This window comes from Acinetobacter sp. TGL-Y2, assembly GCF_001612555.1.
In the GTDB taxonomy this organism is placed as follows: Bacteria; Pseudomonadota; Gammaproteobacteria; order Pseudomonadales; family Moraxellaceae; genus Acinetobacter.
Genome location: NZ_CP015111.1, coordinates 94,994 through 113,994, shown reverse-complemented (window position 1 = coordinate 113,994; position 19,001 = coordinate 94,994). Strand labels below are relative to the sequence as shown.

The 19,001-nt window shown below is 33.8% G+C and carries 11 protein-coding genes and 1 CRISPR repeat array; of the genes, 10 read left to right on the top strand and 1 reads right to left on the bottom strand.

Features of this window, described 5'->3' with window-relative positions; all coding sequences use genetic code 11:
- Positions 1–308 precede the first annotated feature (308 nt).
- A CRISPR array of direct repeats spans positions 309–795; the repeat unit is 25 nt; unit sequence CATTTCACACATCAAAACTAAAAAA.
- A gap of 214 nt (positions 796–1,009) precedes the next feature.
- On the top strand, positions 1,010–2,212 hold the full coding sequence (locus tag AMD27_RS16810; protein WP_067663486.1) for a replication initiation protein: 1,203 nt from the start codon (positions 1,010–1,012) through the stop codon (positions 2,210–2,212).
- Positions 2,213–2,284: 72 nt separating this feature from the next.
- Here the strand turns inward: AMD27_RS16810 and AMD27_RS16805 are convergent, their stop codons facing one another.
- Positions 2,285–3,418, bottom strand: a complete 1,134-nt coding sequence (locus tag AMD27_RS16805; RefSeq protein WP_067663483.1) for a replication initiation protein — start codon at positions 3,416–3,418, stop codon at positions 2,285–2,287.
- A 1,154-nt stretch (positions 3,419–4,572) separates the two neighbouring features.
- On the opposite strand from AMD27_RS16805, the gene AMD27_RS16800 reads away from it, so the two are divergent.
- The 9 genes from AMD27_RS16800 to AMD27_RS16760 all read left to right on the top strand — a co-directional run bounded on the left by AMD27_RS16800 (position 4,573) and on the right by AMD27_RS16760 (position 18,973).
- The gene (locus AMD27_RS16800; RefSeq protein WP_067663480.1) at positions 4,573–5,184 is read left to right on the top strand and encodes a hypothetical protein; all 612 of its coding nucleotides are present in this window, start codon (positions 4,573–4,575) and stop codon (positions 5,182–5,184) included.
- Between the two features lie 9 nt (positions 5,185–5,193).
- The gene (locus AMD27_RS16795) at positions 5,194–5,538 is read left to right on the top strand and encodes a hypothetical protein (RefSeq protein ID WP_067663478.1); all 345 of its coding nucleotides are present in this window, start codon (positions 5,194–5,196) and stop codon (positions 5,536–5,538) included.
- 313 nt (positions 5,539–5,851) lie between these two features.
- Positions 5,852–6,346, top strand: a complete 495-nt coding sequence (locus AMD27_RS16790; protein ID WP_150115842.1) for a hypothetical protein — start codon at positions 5,852–5,854, stop codon at positions 6,344–6,346.
- An 824-nt stretch (positions 6,347–7,170) separates the two neighbouring features.
- Positions 7,171–10,650 carry a hypothetical protein gene (locus AMD27_RS16785; protein WP_150115841.1) on the top strand — a complete coding sequence of 1,160 codons (3,480 nt, stop codon included), beginning with the start codon at positions 7,171–7,173 and terminating at the stop codon, positions 10,648–10,650.
- Positions 10,651–11,217: a hypothetical protein gene (locus tag AMD27_RS16780; protein ID WP_067663470.1), complete on the top strand. Its 567-nt coding sequence runs from the start codon at positions 10,651–10,653 to the stop codon at positions 11,215–11,217.
- 103 nt (positions 11,218–11,320) lie between these two features.
- Positions 11,321–11,746 (top strand): hypothetical protein, encoded by a 426-nt coding sequence (locus AMD27_RS19255; protein ID WP_228140765.1) that lies wholly within the window; start codon positions 11,321–11,323, stop codon positions 11,744–11,746.
- Positions 11,743–12,135, top strand: coding sequence for a hypothetical protein (locus AMD27_RS16770; protein ID WP_067663466.1), 393 nt, complete (start codon positions 11,743–11,745; stop codon positions 12,133–12,135). The genes AMD27_RS19255 and AMD27_RS16770 overlap by 4 nt, the downstream gene beginning before the upstream one ends.
- A 363-nt stretch (positions 12,136–12,498) precedes the next feature.
- The gene (locus AMD27_RS16765; protein ID WP_150115840.1) at positions 12,499–13,041 is read left to right on the top strand and encodes a hypothetical protein; all 543 of its coding nucleotides are present in this window, start codon (positions 12,499–12,501) and stop codon (positions 13,039–13,041) included.
- A 157-nt stretch (positions 13,042–13,198) separates the two neighbouring features.
- Positions 13,199–18,973, top strand: a complete 5,775-nt coding sequence (locus AMD27_RS16760; RefSeq protein WP_067663460.1) for an Eco57I restriction-modification methylase domain-containing protein — start codon at positions 13,199–13,201, stop codon at positions 18,971–18,973.
- Positions 18,974–19,001 lie beyond the last annotated feature (28 nt).

Genomic DNA, 19,001 nt, shown 5'->3' with positions numbered 1-19,001 from the left:
TGTTTATTGTATATTTTAAATTAATATTGCCGTTTATAGATGGAACAGATAAAAATTTGATTAAAAAATGTTTAAAAAATTAGGCCAAATTATTTAAAATTATTTTTTGGTTCTTAATCATACATTATTTTATTAAAAATGATTTCAGAATATGGTGAAAGTTTAAAATCTGCTGCTTATCTATTAACTTTTATAATTGCACTTATTTTTCAGAGTATTTAAAAGCGATTTTCAGCTTAAAAAGTATATTTTATATAAATTATAATTATATTGGGTGATCAAAATCACAAGATTTGGTTATATAGGCAGCATTTCACACATGAAAACTATATATATAGTTGATTGAAAGGCGCTTCACACATCAAAACTAAAAAACTCAACTTCCAGACGGTCATTTCACACATCAAAACTAAAAAAACGAGCTTTTAGGGGGACATTTCACACATCAAAACTAAAAAACTGAGCTTCAAGAGGATCATTTCACACATCAAAACTAAAAAACTGAGCTTCTGGAGGGTCATTTCACACATCAAAACTAAAAAACTCAACTTCCAGACGGTCATTTCACACATCAAAACTAAAAAACTCAACTTCCAGACGGTCATTTCACACATCAAAACTAAAAAAACGAGCTTTTAGGGGGGCATTTCACACATCAAAACTAAAAAACTGAGCTTTTATAAAATCATTTCACACATCAAAACTAAAAAACTGAGCTTCTGGAGGGTCATTTCACACATCAAAACTAAAAAAACGAGCTTTTAGGGGGGCATTTCACACATCAAAACTAAAAAAAAACTTTTGTGATGAATATCTTAATTATAAGTCATTGATTATATTATTTATTTTTAATGATGAGTTGATTTCTGCATTAAATCTAATAGAAAACTCAATAAAAACAATTAAATACCTATTTTTTGATCAATTCATCAATAATTACGAATATTATTTGTAATATTTATATTAAAGGTATATTTTAATACCACACATTTGAAACTTAGTTTAAATCATGGCTCAAAAATCAACAGACTCAGGAAGTAAAAAAATATTAAAAAAAGTTGTTCACGCACATGATGAAGTTGCAACTTTAAACACAATGACTTACTCAAGCTATAACTTAGAATTAAGCCTTGAAAAGTTAATGTTCTGCGCAATGACGGTTATACATAAATTTGAAATGGATAAAAATACCGCGTTCAGTCCGACTGACAAAATTGAAATCACTGCAGATAACTTTTTTAATTTAGTGTACGGCGGTGAGTTTGAAGGTGCTCTTACAAAGGAGCAGTTGAAAGATAAAGCTTCAAAAATGTTATCACTTAGAAGAACTATGCTGAATGCCTATAATCGCTTTGAGGCCAGCCCTATTATGTTGGTGCATAAAGCAGATAGTGACTTTCCTGTAAAAGTTCCAATGATTAATAGTCTTCACTATGACAATGGGAAAAAAATATTTAGTATTGAATTTCATGCAGCGTTTTATGATTTTTTTTACAAGTTAAATGAACAGGATAAGAAAGCATCCTTTAATAAGCATGAGTTAAAACAGATTCTTAGAATGAATAGTTATTACTCACTTCGATTGTATCGTATCTTTAATAGTGAATGTTGGAGAACAAACGAATTAACAATGACTTATGATTCCTTGAGGAAGATTTTTCAGAAGGAGAATCAATATAAGCAACATGCTCATTTAAAAGATCGTTTGATTATTCCTGCTATAGAAGAAATTAATACTTTGACAGACCTTCACGTTGAATATGAATTTGTGAAAACTAATGGTCTTATTTATGACGCTGTTACTTTTAAACTTAAACGTAATAGAAAGTATATAAGTCATAAAATGGTGAAAGCATTAGAGAAGATGAAGATATCTTATTTGAGTGAGGGTAAAAGTTGGTCTGATGATCTCTCACACTTTAAAGTTGAGGATAGAGAGAAGCATTTTACGGCCCCAACGAAATTATCCACTAAGCAAATTGGATTTCTTATATCATCACCTGTTTTTATGAATGATTACGGTCATTTTTTAGGGAACTTCGACCTTGCGACTGGTAAGGTTATTATGAAAGCGCTATTAGAAAATAGCCTTGATAAAATAAATGAATTTAGAAAGTTGGATTTGGATTGGTATTTTGCATTGTCACACGCAAATCAGAATGGAAATGAAGAAGATTTGGAGGAAGATGACAATCTTGAAAACACTGATTGAGGACGATTCGGATAATTTCGCTATAAAATTAAAAGGCCCATAAATAATTTATGGGCCTTTTAACTTGAAGACTTAAAATTTTAAATCTGGGGTAACATCTTGCTTAATAACTTCGCCTGTAACAAGGTTCTCAATCTTTTTACTTCTGCAGCCAACAGCTTTTAGAAAAGGCCAGTATTCAATTACTGTTAGCTTATCCATTAACTTCTTTTCAACCCTGATCATAAAGTCTTTATTTAATTCATTCTCTTTTATGTAAATAGAGCGAAAACCAACATGATCAGTCAATAACTTTGAAAATTTCTTTCTTTGTTGCGCTGTCAATAATGGTCGTTCACTTTTTTTCTTTGAAACAGCATAGGCAAAGTCTAAATCACGTTCAGGGAATTCACATATAAAACGATACTTTGTGATCTCCTTCCCTTCCTTAATTCCTTGTAGCGTAACTTTAAGCTGAGTATGCTTTTCAATTAACTTAAGAGACGGTAATAAAACTTTATTTTTAAAATCTATGTTTCGTTCATAGCCGTTGATTATACCAAATAATTTTCGAAGTTTAGAATTACCAAAGATGATGATCTTTTTCCCATCTTCAATCGGGGCAAAGTTTTTTTCTTTTTGTAGATTCTCGTAAAGTGTCACAGCATAAGAGCTGATGGCATACTGCTTAGAGTCACTACCAAGCTTAATAATATTTTCCAGATAGTACCAAGTGAACTTATCCATTTTTTTTAGGTACTGAATGAAAGGTTTTGGAAATCCAAATTTTATTGTTTTATTACCATATTCGATATAAGCGAAGTAACTTGATTGAACTGGTGCATTTGATTCTAGATCAAGGTAACGGAAGATTCTGCTTTGGAGCCGGCTAAGAGAATTTTTTATGTTGTGATAGATTAGTCCTAACTTTTTATCATCATCACTAATTTCGATTTTCCAGAGTTTGCAAAACTTATCAAGATCAATTTTAAAGACTGTCTCTGCATCATAATGGACTCTACTTTCATTGAGTTCATGAGCCATTAAGAAAGTAGTTGTCAAAATCTGAGTATCAGTAGAGCTTAAAGGCCCAATTATATTTTTTTCATCTTCCCTGAATTCTTCAATGGATACGAATAGATTGTTTTTAATCATGAAATCGGTGCTTTGATCACCCAATAAGTATTCTGTTATAGCTGGTTCGACAATTCGTGTTTCGTCCTTCACTTGAGCCTGTCCTTTTTACTGAATGAGTTTTCCACTGTTAAGCACTTTACTGGTTACTGAATTAGTTTTCCACTTATTAACATTGTATTATCGAATTTTGATTAAAATATTTACAAAAAAGATTATAAAAATTGGTTTTACTGAATCAGTTTTCCACTCATTAGACATTTTCATTTTTTTACTGAATTAGTTTTCCACTTATTAACTCAAAATATATGAAAAAATTCCTATTGATTTCAAGATTGGAGCGAAAAGTCTACTATTTAGCACATTTTCTGTGGATAAGTGTGTGTATAACCATTAGGAAATCAATGTTTTTACTGAAATAGATTCCACTCGAAGATGTTTTCTACTGAAATAGATTCCACTCGTTACTGAAATAGATTCCACTCGTACTGAAATAGATTCCACTCGAAAGTGCTCTGTACTGAAATAGATTCCACTCGTACAAATCCAATCACCGCTTGTATCCCTTTATTTTCAAAGGTTTCAAGATTTCTATAAGTTCGTCTAACTAACTTATTTAATCCGTTAACTGAGTAAACTTGTTATTAGTAATGTTTTTTTTGTGTATAAATCTTATTGATTCTTCTTTTGAATTTAAAAACATTCTTTGTTTTTCATTGGCAGTGCTTTGTGTAACTCTTTAACAAGTCATATTTTAAAAAATTTTATCTTATTCGTTAATTTAAAATGATTTATATAAGTAAATTTATTAATAATTTATATTTATCAATTCAGAATGATATTTGTACATATTTATTATTTGAATAAATACAAACCAGACAAATAAGATAATAAGTTAGTGAAAAATTTATTCTAAACTTGCCACGTATTTCAAGACAATTGTGAGAATTATCTTTCCATTGTGGCGCGGTTAACACCGCTAATCTCTGCGGCAATTTACCCGTTAATGACTCCAAACTCCCAAAGCAAGCCCTAGCCTACGGCTACACTCGTTTAAAAATAAAAGTATGCAAAATTTGATATATATTGTTCTTAATACATAACTTTACGCACTTTTTGCGGTATATGGTTATAATAAAAATATGAGATAAATTTTATCAGGTGATTCATGAACGATATAAGTAAGGATGTAATCCAAATTGCTGGTGGTAAGCGAAATAAAGCAGCTACTTAATTACTTGTCCTAAATGTCTAAAAATGGTCAATTTAATCTAACTTTTAAAAATAAAGGTGCATTCAATATGTCAGAACTTAAAGAAATAACTCAAACTTCAAACCTTGCGGAACCATTATGGCTTGGTCATTCTTACATGTGCGAACTTGATAATGGCAATGGCCTAAAAGAGTTCGGTGTGATCGCTGTACAGGGCAATACAGGATTGACGGACGATTTAGTATTCACAAATAATCACGGCGTTAAACTGGAATCTATTGAAGGCTTAAAAATTAAGTCTTGCATTGATTTAACCGAACTAATGGCATCATCACCGGAACTTAATGGAATTGGTTGGATTGACTTGCCAGCTGTAAAAAATCAGGCAGAGAACATTGGTATTTGCTGGATTAAAATCGAAATCCAAGAATTGAGTGATACAGATGCACTTACTGAAAGTTTTTATACCGGTGATACCAAACAGCATGTAGTGTTAGGCCAATTAGCATATATAGACGTCCAAGGTGAGTATAAGGCGCAGGCACACTATTATGAAGAAGGTGCGCATGGGTTAAGCAGTCGTATCAGACCGACTGATTTTGATGCAGTGGTTTTGGCAATGATGCCTTACAACGAAGTAGAATAAGGAACTTTTATGAAAAATAAGATATCAAGTTGTTTATTGGGTTTTGGGGCATTATTGGTCTTTGGTGGATTGGTCATTGCTGCATTGGTCATTAGTTTATGTTCAAATAATAATGGAATGGCAAGTACGAAACCTAAAGTAAGTACGGAACCTAAAGCTGGTGTGGTGGTTAAAGATGAGTTTAATACCGCTAATTTAGATAAAACTGAGTACATTGCAGATACCAAAATTTCATATATTGGACGTTACGTTGATTGCAAAGCAGGAATGACAATTTATACACATAGCAATAGTATTGCTGTAGTGTCTAATAGCCAGATCAATCAGGATTTGATTAAAGAAAAGTGTAAGTAATATTCAAAGGGACTCCCCTGCTCAGGATAGCCTGAGTAAATTTGCCAAAAAGCCCCATTGAATCGGGCTTTTTTTACGGCGTTACAAAAAGATCATAATTATTTTTTCAGTTTAGAAACGTATTTTTGAGATTATTTTTAAATAAAAATCGCCGTATCTAAGTTTTGTTTTACTCAAAATGATCATTTTTGTTCTCAAGATATTAAAAAGTGCATTTATTTGGAATATTTGAATTTCTTATGTAATTTTAGCCTGTTTGACTGTTAATTTATTATATGTTTTCATTGGCTTATCAACTACAGAGTGTTTTGAAATGACTGATTTGCTTACTGAAATTAAAGAGAATTTTGAAGAAAAATTGGCTACTTTGGTTGATGCCTTTGATGAATATGATTATGAATCTGCAGAAGGCGTTACCCAAGATGATTTTAATGATATAGAAAAATTCATCTTATTTATTGTGATTAATGGAAAGGATATTAGTTATAGTAAATTTGAGAAGAAAATTCGTAATGGTTTATTTAGTAATGATGGAGCCGATCTTAAAGACTTTGATTGGGATATTCTAGAAAACTGTTATTCTGATTGTATAGATGCCTATACTGAATACAGTAGTATTTGTGAGCAAGTTACAGACAATCTAACTGGTGATCAAACATTAACAACAGTACAAATTCTTAGTGAAGATGAAATTAAACAAAAATTATTAGACTATTTTATAGAAAACGACAGGTTATACGAAATTAATACTGGAAGTGGTACAGGCTACTTGCTGAATGATTCATACAAGAATATTTTACAAGAATAATAATGGATAGGGCCTAAACAGCCCTTTTTCGTTCCAATCTAAAATCGCATGTGCGATAGATCACTTTGGCACTAATGCTTTCTATTGCAGGGTATTGCCTATAAACCGCGTGTGCGATGTGCTACTTCGAAAGTGTTGCTAAAACACTGGCTTTATGTCTACAAACCGCGTGTGCGGTGTACCACGGAGACTGCTTTTGGACAGCAGATACTTAAAATCTATAAATCGCGTGTGCGATGTAACTCAACTCAATTCGCTTAATTTTTTATTTAGTGTCCTACAAACCGCGTGTGCGATGTATCACTAAAGACGAATTAGATCAATTGCTTGATTATTCCTAAAAACCGCGTGTGCGATGTAAGACGAAATACTTGGATTAGGTGTAAAAGATATCGACCTAAAAACCGCGTGTGCGATGTACCACAGTTAAATCTGAAGGTAAATTGTCAGATGTATCTACAAATCGCGTGTGCGATGTACCACATGATTTTTGGGCTTAACGTACTTTTTCTACTATCTACAAATCGCGTGTGCGATGTACCACAGTTGCTATTTTAGCATAAAGTACTAAATAACTAGAATTTTTTGACTAAGATTGATATATACCCAATAATATTATTAATTTTTAAGTTTATGTATTTTATTGTTATTTTTAATGGTTGGTGAAATTTGGTGTTTTTTAACATCAAATGCTTATTAAAACTTTTGAGAGATTATTTAGGCCAGAAAGCCCTTTTTTAATGTAAGTTATTTTTTGTAATAAGTGTTTTAGTACACTCAAAGGTGTACTAAAATAACCTCAGATGAATTAAGGCATTATGGAAATGAACAGCAATAATAATATGATGGTCAGTGCTGCAGTTGAGGAACCAAAAGTTGAAAGACTTGGAAATGAAGTCTTTATTCAATCTGGTAATTTTTGCCGTGCGCTTGAGCAAATTGATGCCGGTAAAATTGGCGACCATGGGATTATACCTAAAGGCGAACTGCTTCTAATTTCAAAATTAAAATATGCACATGACTTGATTCACTCAGTCGTGATTCGTCCACACCCGCGTTGGTACTTGGACTATGGAAAAATTACCCAGTACAATTTTTTAGTTGAAGATTTTCTTGATAAATTTGAACTGATATCACGAGAAGAAGGCAATAAAATCCGTGCGCAAGAAATGGCACAGATTCAGGCACAAATCCAAGAGAACCAATCTGAATTTTTTAACATACAAGCCAATCCAGAAAAATTAATGAATATAGCGCTTGAAATTTATTCGCGCCGTATTGAGTCCAAAGACAATAAGATCGATATTCCGCGTAATGGTGAGTTAGATGCGATTGCTGTGATCGAAGCTGGCCTCACACCTGAAATGGTTGAGAACTTAAAAGATTCTTTAAAGAAACCACAAGACTTGATTCTTATTCAGGCAAATTGGCTCAAAGAAGAAAGCCAAAAAATTCAAAAAATGTATGGTCGTATCCTCCCCTTCATGACTGAACAAGCTCAAGCACAGAATTCATCCTTGGATGATGTGACAAGTGATATTAAGCAGCGCTTATCCGGACTAGAAACATTAGAACTGTATTTGGGTAAAGATATTGTTGTGCATACGATTAAAGAAGGAGACGGCGCTGCAGATGATGTAAAACTGTCGTTGGTACAAGAAGTACTTTATGCCGATGTTGAATTGTCGCTCTACAAAGATTCAGCTGTTCATTTTGATGCTGGTCGTAAAGACGAACTATGGGATGAGTTTAAAGAAAATCAAAAATTTGTAGATCAGATATTCCCGACTGAGCGTTGTATCGTTTTAATGCGCTGTAATTATGAGGAAAAGGAATATCACGATGCATGGGAAAATGCAAAACAAAATCAGAAGAACATGAAGGTCTTTGTATTGGTGCGTAATGGCCAAAATATATATGCCCTATTCTCACCAATATCATCACATTTGAGTGCTTCACGTTTATTCCCTGCCAAAGATGAAGTAGAACGCTATCTATTTCGCGGAAATGAGAAGATTCAGATCAATGTGGACGATTTAGCCTATTCAGACAAACTAAGCCATGTAGAGCGCGAAATACTGCATTACAAGCGCTTTATGTTGATGATCGCTGGACTTGATCATCGTGATAATTTATTTGGAGACTTTTACCCGAAGCAAGAATTCATGTCGATGTTCTATCCGGAGTTTCAGAATAAGTACTTTAACTTTATTCATGATGGGGATGGCGAAGGTATGCTCCCTACATTGGAAGAACACCGTCCATCACTTTACCAGTACTTTAGAAATGCAAATAAGCGTTTAACTGTAGGTAGTCGTGTAATCGTTGATTTAAACAGGGTAATAACATCAGATTCAGCACCGTCATGTTATGTGGGGCGTAACAACGATAGACCTGAACAAAAATATAGGTCTCTAAGCCGTTTTATGGTCTTACGTGTTAAATCTGATAAACATGGTTTTCACATCAAAGTGCCTGTTGAAAGTCGATGGGGTATGGATACACGAAGTTTTGAGGCAAGAGTGGACTTATCATGTGATCTAAGCATAAACGATCTCATCTGTCTTGATCTGGTAACGCCACAGGATTTAGAGTTCTATATCACATCTCGTTTACACCGCAGAAGTTTTGTTGGCTATATCGAGATGTTCAAGTATGCAAAATCGTTTATAGACAAACAGTATGAATGCTATGAACCAGCTATTACCTATTTGAATAAAGCCCTATCTGGAATTCCTGATTGCCAACTAAGTGACTTTGATAAAAACAGCGCCGTGCTGCAGTCTATCAATGCATGGTTTGTACAGAATGACGGCCTTAAATTATTGGATACTGAATCTGAAAAACATCGTGTGGCCATTGAGGGTGTTCTAAAGCAGTTATACTTCCGAGCTTCCCCCGCCGTGATCAATCAACATAAAGCATTTGTTGAAGAATACGCGCTTAAAAACTCAATTACACCGTTAAAACTAACAGTGGATGTAAACGGAACGCTTTGGCTTTACAGTGAATTACCAATTAATGAGCAATTCGAACAACTTGAACCAAATCGTTTTGTGAATCGCAGCAATTTTAATGTGACCAAAACAGGTAAAACATCAGTTAAATCTACTTCACCTGTATTGATCAATCAATATGAGCCAGATGAACATAATATCGTGATGTGGGAAGGTGCAGACCATTATGAGAAAGTCTGCCAACAGTATAGCTTTGAAAGAAATGGGAAAAAGTCTTACTTTAAGTTTATCAACTATCAAAGCAAAAAAGAGCTAATCCAATATTTAGATCAGGGTAAAGATTTAATTACAGCTTTATTTAACCAATTGGAGTTTGGTCTAGATGTTGCTGAGCAGCTGGTGGATGCTTATCTTGAGCAAAAAGAAGTCTACAGAAAAAAGAAGTATTTCAGAGAAAAAGTTCGCTATCACTTCCCTATCGCATTAATAGATAGTGACTTGTACTCAGTACAGATTGAGAATTCAAACGAGTTATTTGAAGCTCTAAAATGTAAGTACTCGATTGGTGAATACGAGGATATCAATACAAATAATATGGAATCATTTAACCCTGTTTTTACAGTGACAAAAATTGGGTTAAGTGGTGATTCTGTATCGAACATCATTAGGAGTTACAAACAGAACTTTACAACACACAAATTATTGACAGGATTTGGTGTGTATCAGAGTGAAGTCAGTCAAATGAGTAATTCTTGTGGTGGGAAATTATATAGCCGTCTATTGCTCAGCCTATATGTTAAATCGATAATTAAAGATACACGATATAGCTACCAATACGGTAAAGAGCCAACGGCTAAAGGTTTTGAGTCTTCTGTTGATTTCTATTCATGTTTCAGTATTGATGACTTTTTTGATATTGAGAATATGGCATTAGATAAAATTGTAAATAATCCTAACTGTACTCCAGAATGTAAAGTACGCAAGACTTCTGTTCTTATATGGGGCCGTAAACATAAAAACAGAGACACCGTTGTAAATGCCAAAATGGTTGTTAGCGTAGGTACAGCTTCTCAAATCACAGATTATGAAAAGACCATTCCAGAATGGGAACATAAAGAAGATATGGATTTTGATATCATTAAACGTAGTTTCTCCCATTCAGGTTTAGCTGTATTTACTGATGTGGAAACATGGTTTACTAATTTTATAGAAAAAAGTCTAGAAGGTTTCTTCTCCTATGAGGCTCAGACAAAAAATTGCTTACTCTCAATGAATGTACGCGAACTCAACCAACTTGAGCTTATTCGAGAGCAAGAGGACTTACTTGTTTTTCAGGTGGAGTCTTAAATGAAAAATATGGATAGATTTGAGTTTATTGTTTCTGGACAGTTGCTATTTGGCCAATCTTGGAAAAATGATATTGCTCGAATGCTTGGGTTTAGTGTGACAGGTAAAATGGTCGCAAAAATCAGTACTGGTGAACGCGCCGTGACTGAATATGTGAAATCAGAAATTGCTATGTCACTACGCATACAGGCGGAAAGAATAGAACAGGCAGCAGAGTTTATTGAACGTCCGTATAAAATTGATTTACACAACACTGCAGGCATGTATCTCTATATAGACAAACATGGTATTTCTGGTGAAATAGGCTTGGTTCAAGACTTAGTTGATCAAGGTGCAATTGTTCTAAGTAATGTATCAATAAAGCCGGCCATTTTTTTTGAATCTGGCAATCCAGAAATGACAAGAACAATTGTCGATGCAGAATACAAATTTCAAGATATGGTCTTAAGGGAATGTTTTAAATCATGCGTAACCGAGAATGATTTCAAACCAATGATAGATGTTATAAAGACTTATTTTGAGTTATCCGAGTGCTCAGTTATAGAACTTGAACACCAGTTGAGTTGACAAAAATCAAGTAAATAGAGCTAATAAGACCAAACATTGCTTTTAGTGTTTTAGCATATTTGGTCAGATTAATATTTCACTCTTAAATGTGTAAGAAAATTATATGTATACTTTCATTATAAACTCTCCCCTTGTTTCAGGATTAATAATTGGATTATCAATCCTTTTACTTCGTATATTCATTTTGCCTCTATTTTTAAAGCATAATGATTTTTTAAGTGAGCGTTTATACTTTAAAAATTTGATTGATATCTTGAATTTGGGCCATAGTCTTGTACTGTATGATGTTTCTTCGGATGGAAAGAATCTACAAGAAAGAGACAGTACAGCGATTAAAAATCCGCTGCGTATTGAAGATGATATCATCGCAAAAAAAACAATTCCCTTCATATTTTTTGACCCAAAAACATTGAAGGTCAAGGGCCATTTTCATGCGTTAAGTCCTGATTCTTTTAAAAATAAATATGCAGAGACGATATATGAAGGTCATCTTGTTCTAGTGGCAAGTGGTGAGGATGAAAAAAAATGATTGAGATATTCTTAAATATTTTGGCTTTCACATTGGTTGTCTACATCATTAATTTTCCAGTTTACGCACTTATAAAAAGAAAAATTATGAATAAGCAGGCCTCTGATTCTATGGGCATGTTGAAACCTTTTAGAGAACATGTAGAAAAATATAAGTTAAATGCGGCATTCGTTAAAAATGGTATTCCTGAATCTTATGGAAGTAATCCAAAACTTTTAAAGGCTTTAAATCTAACGGATGACTTACATTTTTATTTAAAGATGCATAGTTTTTACTTATCAAATGAAAACTGCAATTTAGTATTTGGAAACTGTATTATAGTGATGAAGAATGATACTGGTGATGCAGTTCAGATTTATAAAATCGAACTTAGACCGGTTAAGAAATAAATCCCTTTTATAACTTTGGGATTTAATGAATTATTTTAATCCTTAGCAGAAACGATAGGCCTGATTGATATAATTAGGCTTTTTTATGTCCTGTAGCTCCACATCCTGCCCTCGCTTACGCTACGGCATACAGCTTACGCCGTATGCTTTTTTGTAGTGCGCTTATGCTTAAGCATCCTGCTGACGCAAGAATGCTCTTGTTATTCAAATAAGGGGGTTATGAATTTTTTATTCTAGGTTTGAATTGTAGGTGTGTATTTATGTAAGATTTTGAAAAGCATTTTTTATTATAAAATTAATGGTTATTTATTTAATGTTTTGTTATTATTTTTTAAATTATTTATCTAATGTTTGGTATTGCCTATGAACTTCTTTAAAATGGCATTTTGTACAGTGATTATCATTCCTGTGCTAAATGGCTGCGTAAAGAAAGAACCGCCAGTACAAGAAAATAGCCAAGGTAGTGAAGCGCCTGTACAAATGAGCAATGAAGTTGCATCATTAAATGCAAATATTAAACAAGGGTTAGGTAAATTATCGGAGCTAAAAGACCCGAATATTAACCAGATTTATGAAGCTATTAATGGTTTAAATGCGGATTCCTCAATAGAAGAATTAAGTAAAATAAATGCTATGATTTACCAACACATTGAAATTCTTCAAAATCAGATTGTTGCGCCGTCAGATCAAGAACCAGCTTCTGATACAAACAAAATGTTAATCGTCAATTCTATTTCAAATGGGATGAAACGACTACAAGAACTGCAGGACCCACAGTTAGCAGAAATTCAAAAAACATTTAGTGGATTGGATGAACAAAAAGCAACATCAGCGCAACTAGCCCAAATAAACAATATCATCAATAACCGCATTGCTGAAATAGAAGGCATTAATAAACAGCATTAAAAAATTAAAGAAATATTTTAATAATCCCATTTTAAACTGGGATTTTTTATATTTAAAGATACATAAAGCGACAAATATTGTCGCAAAGAGTTTTAATTTAAGTGCTTTATTTGCGGTATATGGTTATAATATCATTATCAGCAACGGAGCTTTAAAAATGAATCTTAATATTGATTTTAATAGAGAAAATGAAAATAGATTTAGTCAAGTATCAAAGTTTGAATCAAACATTTTAGCAATTAAATTATTAAAAGAAATTGAAGTATCGAATGAATTGCCTAGCATTGAACAAATTGAAATTTTAAAAAGTTATGTTGGTTGGGGTGGCATCTCAAGTGCTTTCCCTAACTCAAAAAAAGAGTTTATTAACCCTGCATGGCAAGAGCGAAATAAAGAATTAAAAAGTATTTTGACAGAAGAAGAATACAAGACGGCCAATGAATCTATTTTAGATGCTTTTTTTACACCTAAGACCATCATTAACGCAATGTGGAAAGCTGTTGATCGTTTAGGCGTTAAGGGCGGTATTGCGATTGAACCCAGTTGTGGTACTGGGCGTTTTATCTATGAAAATGATAATGCAGATAATTTTAAATTTGTGGCAATTGAAAAAGATTCAATCACAGCCCGACTTGCTAAGTATTTAACCAAAGATAAGGCTTATGTTTTTGCAACAGGCTTTGAAAAATTATCTATCCCTTATGGTTTCGATTTAGCAATTGGGAACCCTCCATACGGTGATATTAGCATTGATTTTAAAGAATCAGGCTATGCCGAAAATTGCTCTATTCATAATCAATTTATTTTACACACGCTGAATAAGCTCAAAAATGATGGCGTTGCTATTTTTGTTGTATCTCGTTATGTGATGGATGCAGAAAACAGTTACACACGCTATGAAGCTTCAAAATTAGCATCATTAGTAAGTGCTATCCGCTTGCCATCATCGGCTTTTAAGTCAGAAGCTGGAACAGACGTTATTACTGATATTCTTGTATTTAAGCGCCATAGCTCATCTACTGAATATAGCATCAACCAAAGTTTAGGAAACCTAACCTATGAAGCACCCTACTGGGTAAAAGATTTATCTAATATTGCTGATGAAAATGGTAATAGCGTTAAATTCAATTCATATTTTTTAGATCATAAAAATATTGCTGGTCGCTTAAAAGTAAAAAGCAGTCAATTTGGGTTTACTTTAGATGTAGCAGAAACGGCCCCACTTATTGAACACTTGAATCGTTGGACGTTGACTATTCCAGAGTTTGCGGAAGTTGAATATAACCCACAGGAAACGAATGCAAATTTTGAAGCAATTGTTGCACATCTATATATTGAAATGTCAGGAAAGCAAATAGGTGTAGTTGATCGTAACGAAAAAGGCGAATTATATAGAATTATTGAACAAGATTATAATGACCGCATCTTATATAAAAGCCAAATATTAAGCACTTTAACAGTTTGGTCTCCACGTTATGCTTTTGATAGTATTCATGGTTATTATGAAAATTTACCTATGTTGGACAAACTAGGAAACAAAGTTTACTGTTTAGACGAATCAGGTTTACCTACAAGCCGTTTAGAATATACAAAAAACTTTGTTGATGAATCAGAAATCAGCTCTCGTTCTAAATTAGGTCTAGTCCGACTTAAAAAGCTTGATTTATTAATAGATATTCGTGATTTGCTATTGCTGCAAATTGAAGCTGAATCTAACGATTATCCAGATTCAAAAATTGAAGAAAATCGGGTAAATCTTAAAAAAGCATACGATAAATTTGTTAAAAGAAATGGTTATATAAACAACCCGTCTACTGTTTCATTGATTAATGAATTACCAGATGCAGGCCTGTTACTTTCGCTTGAATACGAATATCGTAAGCCAGTCAAAGAGTTTGTAAGAACAACAGATGACGGCAAGAAAGTATATAAAACGATTAGCCCTGAACATGCAGAGCAATCCGCTATTTTAAATCAGCGCGTTATTTATAAGTCTAAAATGCCTGATTCTGCTGAATCTTGCGAACATGGCCTTTTATTATCGTTAACTCACCGTGGTTTTGTTGATTTAGAATTTATTGCTAGTTTATGCGATTGTTCTGTCGAAAGTGTAGTTGAGGCTTTGTATTCAGAGACAGCTAAACCGCAAATTTTTTATGATCATGATGTTGGTGCATGGGTGCATCATTCACAATTTTTATCTGGAAATGTTGTAAAAAAATATCGTTTAGCATCATTAAGTAGTGATGATATTGCGGTTAAGGCATTAGATGAGGTAATGCCAGAACGTATTAGTATTGAAAACATTGGTATTTCATTTGGTATGAAATGGATTCCAGATACTATTTATCAATCGTTCGTACAGTATTTAACGGACGATGAGAAGGCCAGCGTTAAGTATCATTTAATTGCCAATACTTATGACATTGTGCTTAATCCATCAATCGGAAAAGAAAGTATTTATGGTACTGAGCAATATAGCCTATTTAAAATTCTAGACAAATTAATTAACTCAATCACAATTCGCGTAAATAAGACGGTTTTAGATCATTTAGGCCATGAAAAAAGAGTCTTGGATGAAACAGCAACCGAAGCCGCTATTGAACAATCTGAAATAATTAAAGCTGAATTTTTAGAATGGATTTATGCGCAACAGGAAAGCTTAGAAGATTTAGAAAATATCTATAACGAAAAATTTAATGCTTTTGTGGTTCCTAAATTTGATGGAACTCATCTAGTTATTCCTGATAAAGTGCCTGATGCTGTTTTTAAACTTCGTCAACATCAACTAGACGGGATTTATCGAGGTATTGTAAGCCCCTTTATGTGCGCTGCACATTCAGTAGGTGCTGGCAAAACTGCGTTAATGATTTGTATTGCAATGATGCGAAAAAAATTAGGTTTGTCTCAAAAACCGGCAATGGTTGTACCCAATCACTTAATACATCAAATGGCATCTGACATTTATAGACTATTCCCTTCTGCAAATGTTTTAGCGGCAACAGCTAAAGATTTCGAAAAGAAAAGTCGTAGACGTTTAATTAGTCGTATTGCTACGGGTGACTATGATCTAATTTTAATTCCTCATACTTCATTTGAATTTATGAAGTTGAGCGATGGTGTAAGAAATTCATTTTTAGAAGAAGAAATTAAAATTGTTCAAGATGCTTTAGCAGAAAGCGAAGATCGAAACGGCAATAGCCGTAGTGCTAAATCAATGATGAACTCGCTACAACGTTTAGAAAAGAACCTGATTAAACGTATCAATGAAAAGAGAAATGATAATTTAATTGCCTTTGAAGATTTAGGTATTACTTACATAGCCGTGGACGAATCGGACATTTTTAAGAATCTTCCTTATGTAACTCAAATGCGCGATATTGTAGGCCTTGGGAACCCTGCAGGTTCTAACCGTGCGCTTGATCTATTTTTAAAAGTAAAGTGGTTACACCGTTCTGGTGGTGGAGCCAGCTATTATACAGGTACGCCAATTTCAAACTCAGGCAGTGAAATGTATAGCATTTTGCGTAGCCTTTGTCCTGATGTGCTCGATGACTTGAACATTTTATCTTTTGATAACTGGGCCAGTACTTACGCCGAAAATATTACCAAGTTTGAAGCGACTGAAAGCGGAAAATTAAAACAAGTGACTCGTTTTGCGCGTGAGTGGCGAAATTTAAGGTCTTTAATGGGAATTTGGGCGCAAGTTGTAGATACCATTACGAATGATGATATTAAGCGCGTCTATTTGGAGCAAACAGGCAAAGAGTATCCACTGCCACGTATTAAGGGCGGTGTACGCCAACCTTTCGTTACAGAGCCTACCAAAGAGCAAGAAACTGTATTAGATAGCATATTAGCGCGTTATGCAGAATTAGAAAGCATTCAGGACTTAAAAGATCGTAACGCTGAGCGTTTGCGTTTGATGGACTTAGCAAAAAAAGTATCATTATCTGCCCGTTGTGTGGACCCTATCATTTATGCCAATGAAAAAGGGGGGAAATTAGAGTTAATGGCAGATGAAATTTTTAAAACACATCAAGAATGGGATTATTTAAAAGGTACGCAATTAGTTTTTCTTGATCGGTCAGTACCTAAGACTAAATCAGATTTAGCCGTGATCAAGGTTTATGACTCATTAACAGCTCGATTAGATCAAGCGATTATTGAAGAAAATGAAGGATTGATACAGTCATTAGAAAATCGTTTAGAGCATTTTAATACGGACGAAATAGAAAACTTGCGATTGGCTCAAAGTACGAATTGGAGTGCATACCAAGAAATAAAAGACCTTCTTGTATTACGAGGGGTGGCTCCTGATCAAGTGAGGTTTATTCAAGAAGCCAACACGGATATCAAAAAAAAAGAACTTTTTGATTTGGTCAATGCTGGTGAGGTTCGTGTATTGATTGGCTCAACTCAACGTATGGGCGCTGGCAGTAATATTCAAAAACGCCTTGTTAGATTGCATCATGGGGATGTAACGTGGAGACCACGCGATTTAGAGCAACGAGAGGGGCGCATTATTAGACAAGGAAATATGATATATGAACTTTTAGGGCATGAAAATTTTGAAGTAGAAATAAGCTGTTACTTAACGGAGCGCTCTTGTGACGCTAAGTATTGGGAAGTAAATAGCGCTAAGTTAAAAATGATTTTGGCTATCCGAAATTATCAAGGTGAGCATTCGATAGATTTTGGTGAGGACGTAGACGCGGTAAGCATGGCTGAAATTGCAGCTTTAGCAACTGGCAACCCTCTTATGCTAGAACGTTGTGAGTTAGATGTAGAAATTCAGCAGCTTATGCGCTTGAATGGCACACATTCAAGAAAGCAATCAAGTATTACAATGCAGTACAAACGGGCAGAAGCTAAAGTAATTAGCTTGCCTGAAAAAATGCAAAGCTATCAAAATTCATTTGAAAAAGTGTTTAAAAATTCTTATATGGTTGCTTTGGAGAAAGCAAATAACCTAGAAATTATGGTTAATGGCATCAAGTTTAAAGATGAAAAATTCACTATCGAATATTTGGAAAAAATGAAGTCTGAGAAGAAGCCTATTAAGTTGGCTGGTGCTGTACTCTCATTCACAAAAGCGAAAGATTTAGTAAAAAATTATTTTAAAAAATCTGTACCTTATTCATTTACAGATAATGAAGGAAATCATAGCGATTCATGCTTGGATATGGGCGTTGATGTTTACAAAAAAGCGCTAAAAGTAAGTAATGATTGTATTCAAATCGGTTCATTGTTTGGTTTGCCAGTATTTACTGAAAAAGGACTTTATGACTCTGTATATACCCTATTTGTTACTGGTTTAGATGAAGCAACAGTTCTTGCAAGTCGCCAAACTCGGAGTATTTCTTTTAATCAAACAGAACTCTCAGGCCTGTTGTTAAGACTTTCTCAAGATTTGGAATTAGAGTTAAGAACTGGGCCAAAATATTTACAGTTAGAGCTTGATAGAGCGATCAGTACAGCAAAGCAGTTAAAGCCATTACTAAACTTAGAGTTTAATAAGGCTGCAGAACTCAAATATAAGCGGTTAAGGTTAAAGCTGGTACAAGAAGCGCTTACAAGTGATGATTCAGAAACTCATTTTCATTCATTAATTGAAGAAAATAAGGCTGTAATTGATGATTTGATGCTGTGTATGTCTAAAGCTCAGACTAAAAATTCTGTTGATGCGGTGCTTGGCTGTAATGAAGTGAAAAGTGAAATTCAGGAAATTGCGATTCAATGTACGACTGCGCCAGAAGTGTCAGAGCCAGAAAGAATTACTATAGATGCTATTACGCTTGAAAAAAGCATAGAGGACTATGTGAAGCAAAGTAAAACAGAGGTAATTAAGATTAAGAAAAATAAACAAATAGTTTGTAATGTTGTTGTTGATGGAAAGATGGTAAAAGCTGTTCAGATGGATTTATTCTAATAAAAAAAGGGAGGAGAATTCCTCCCTT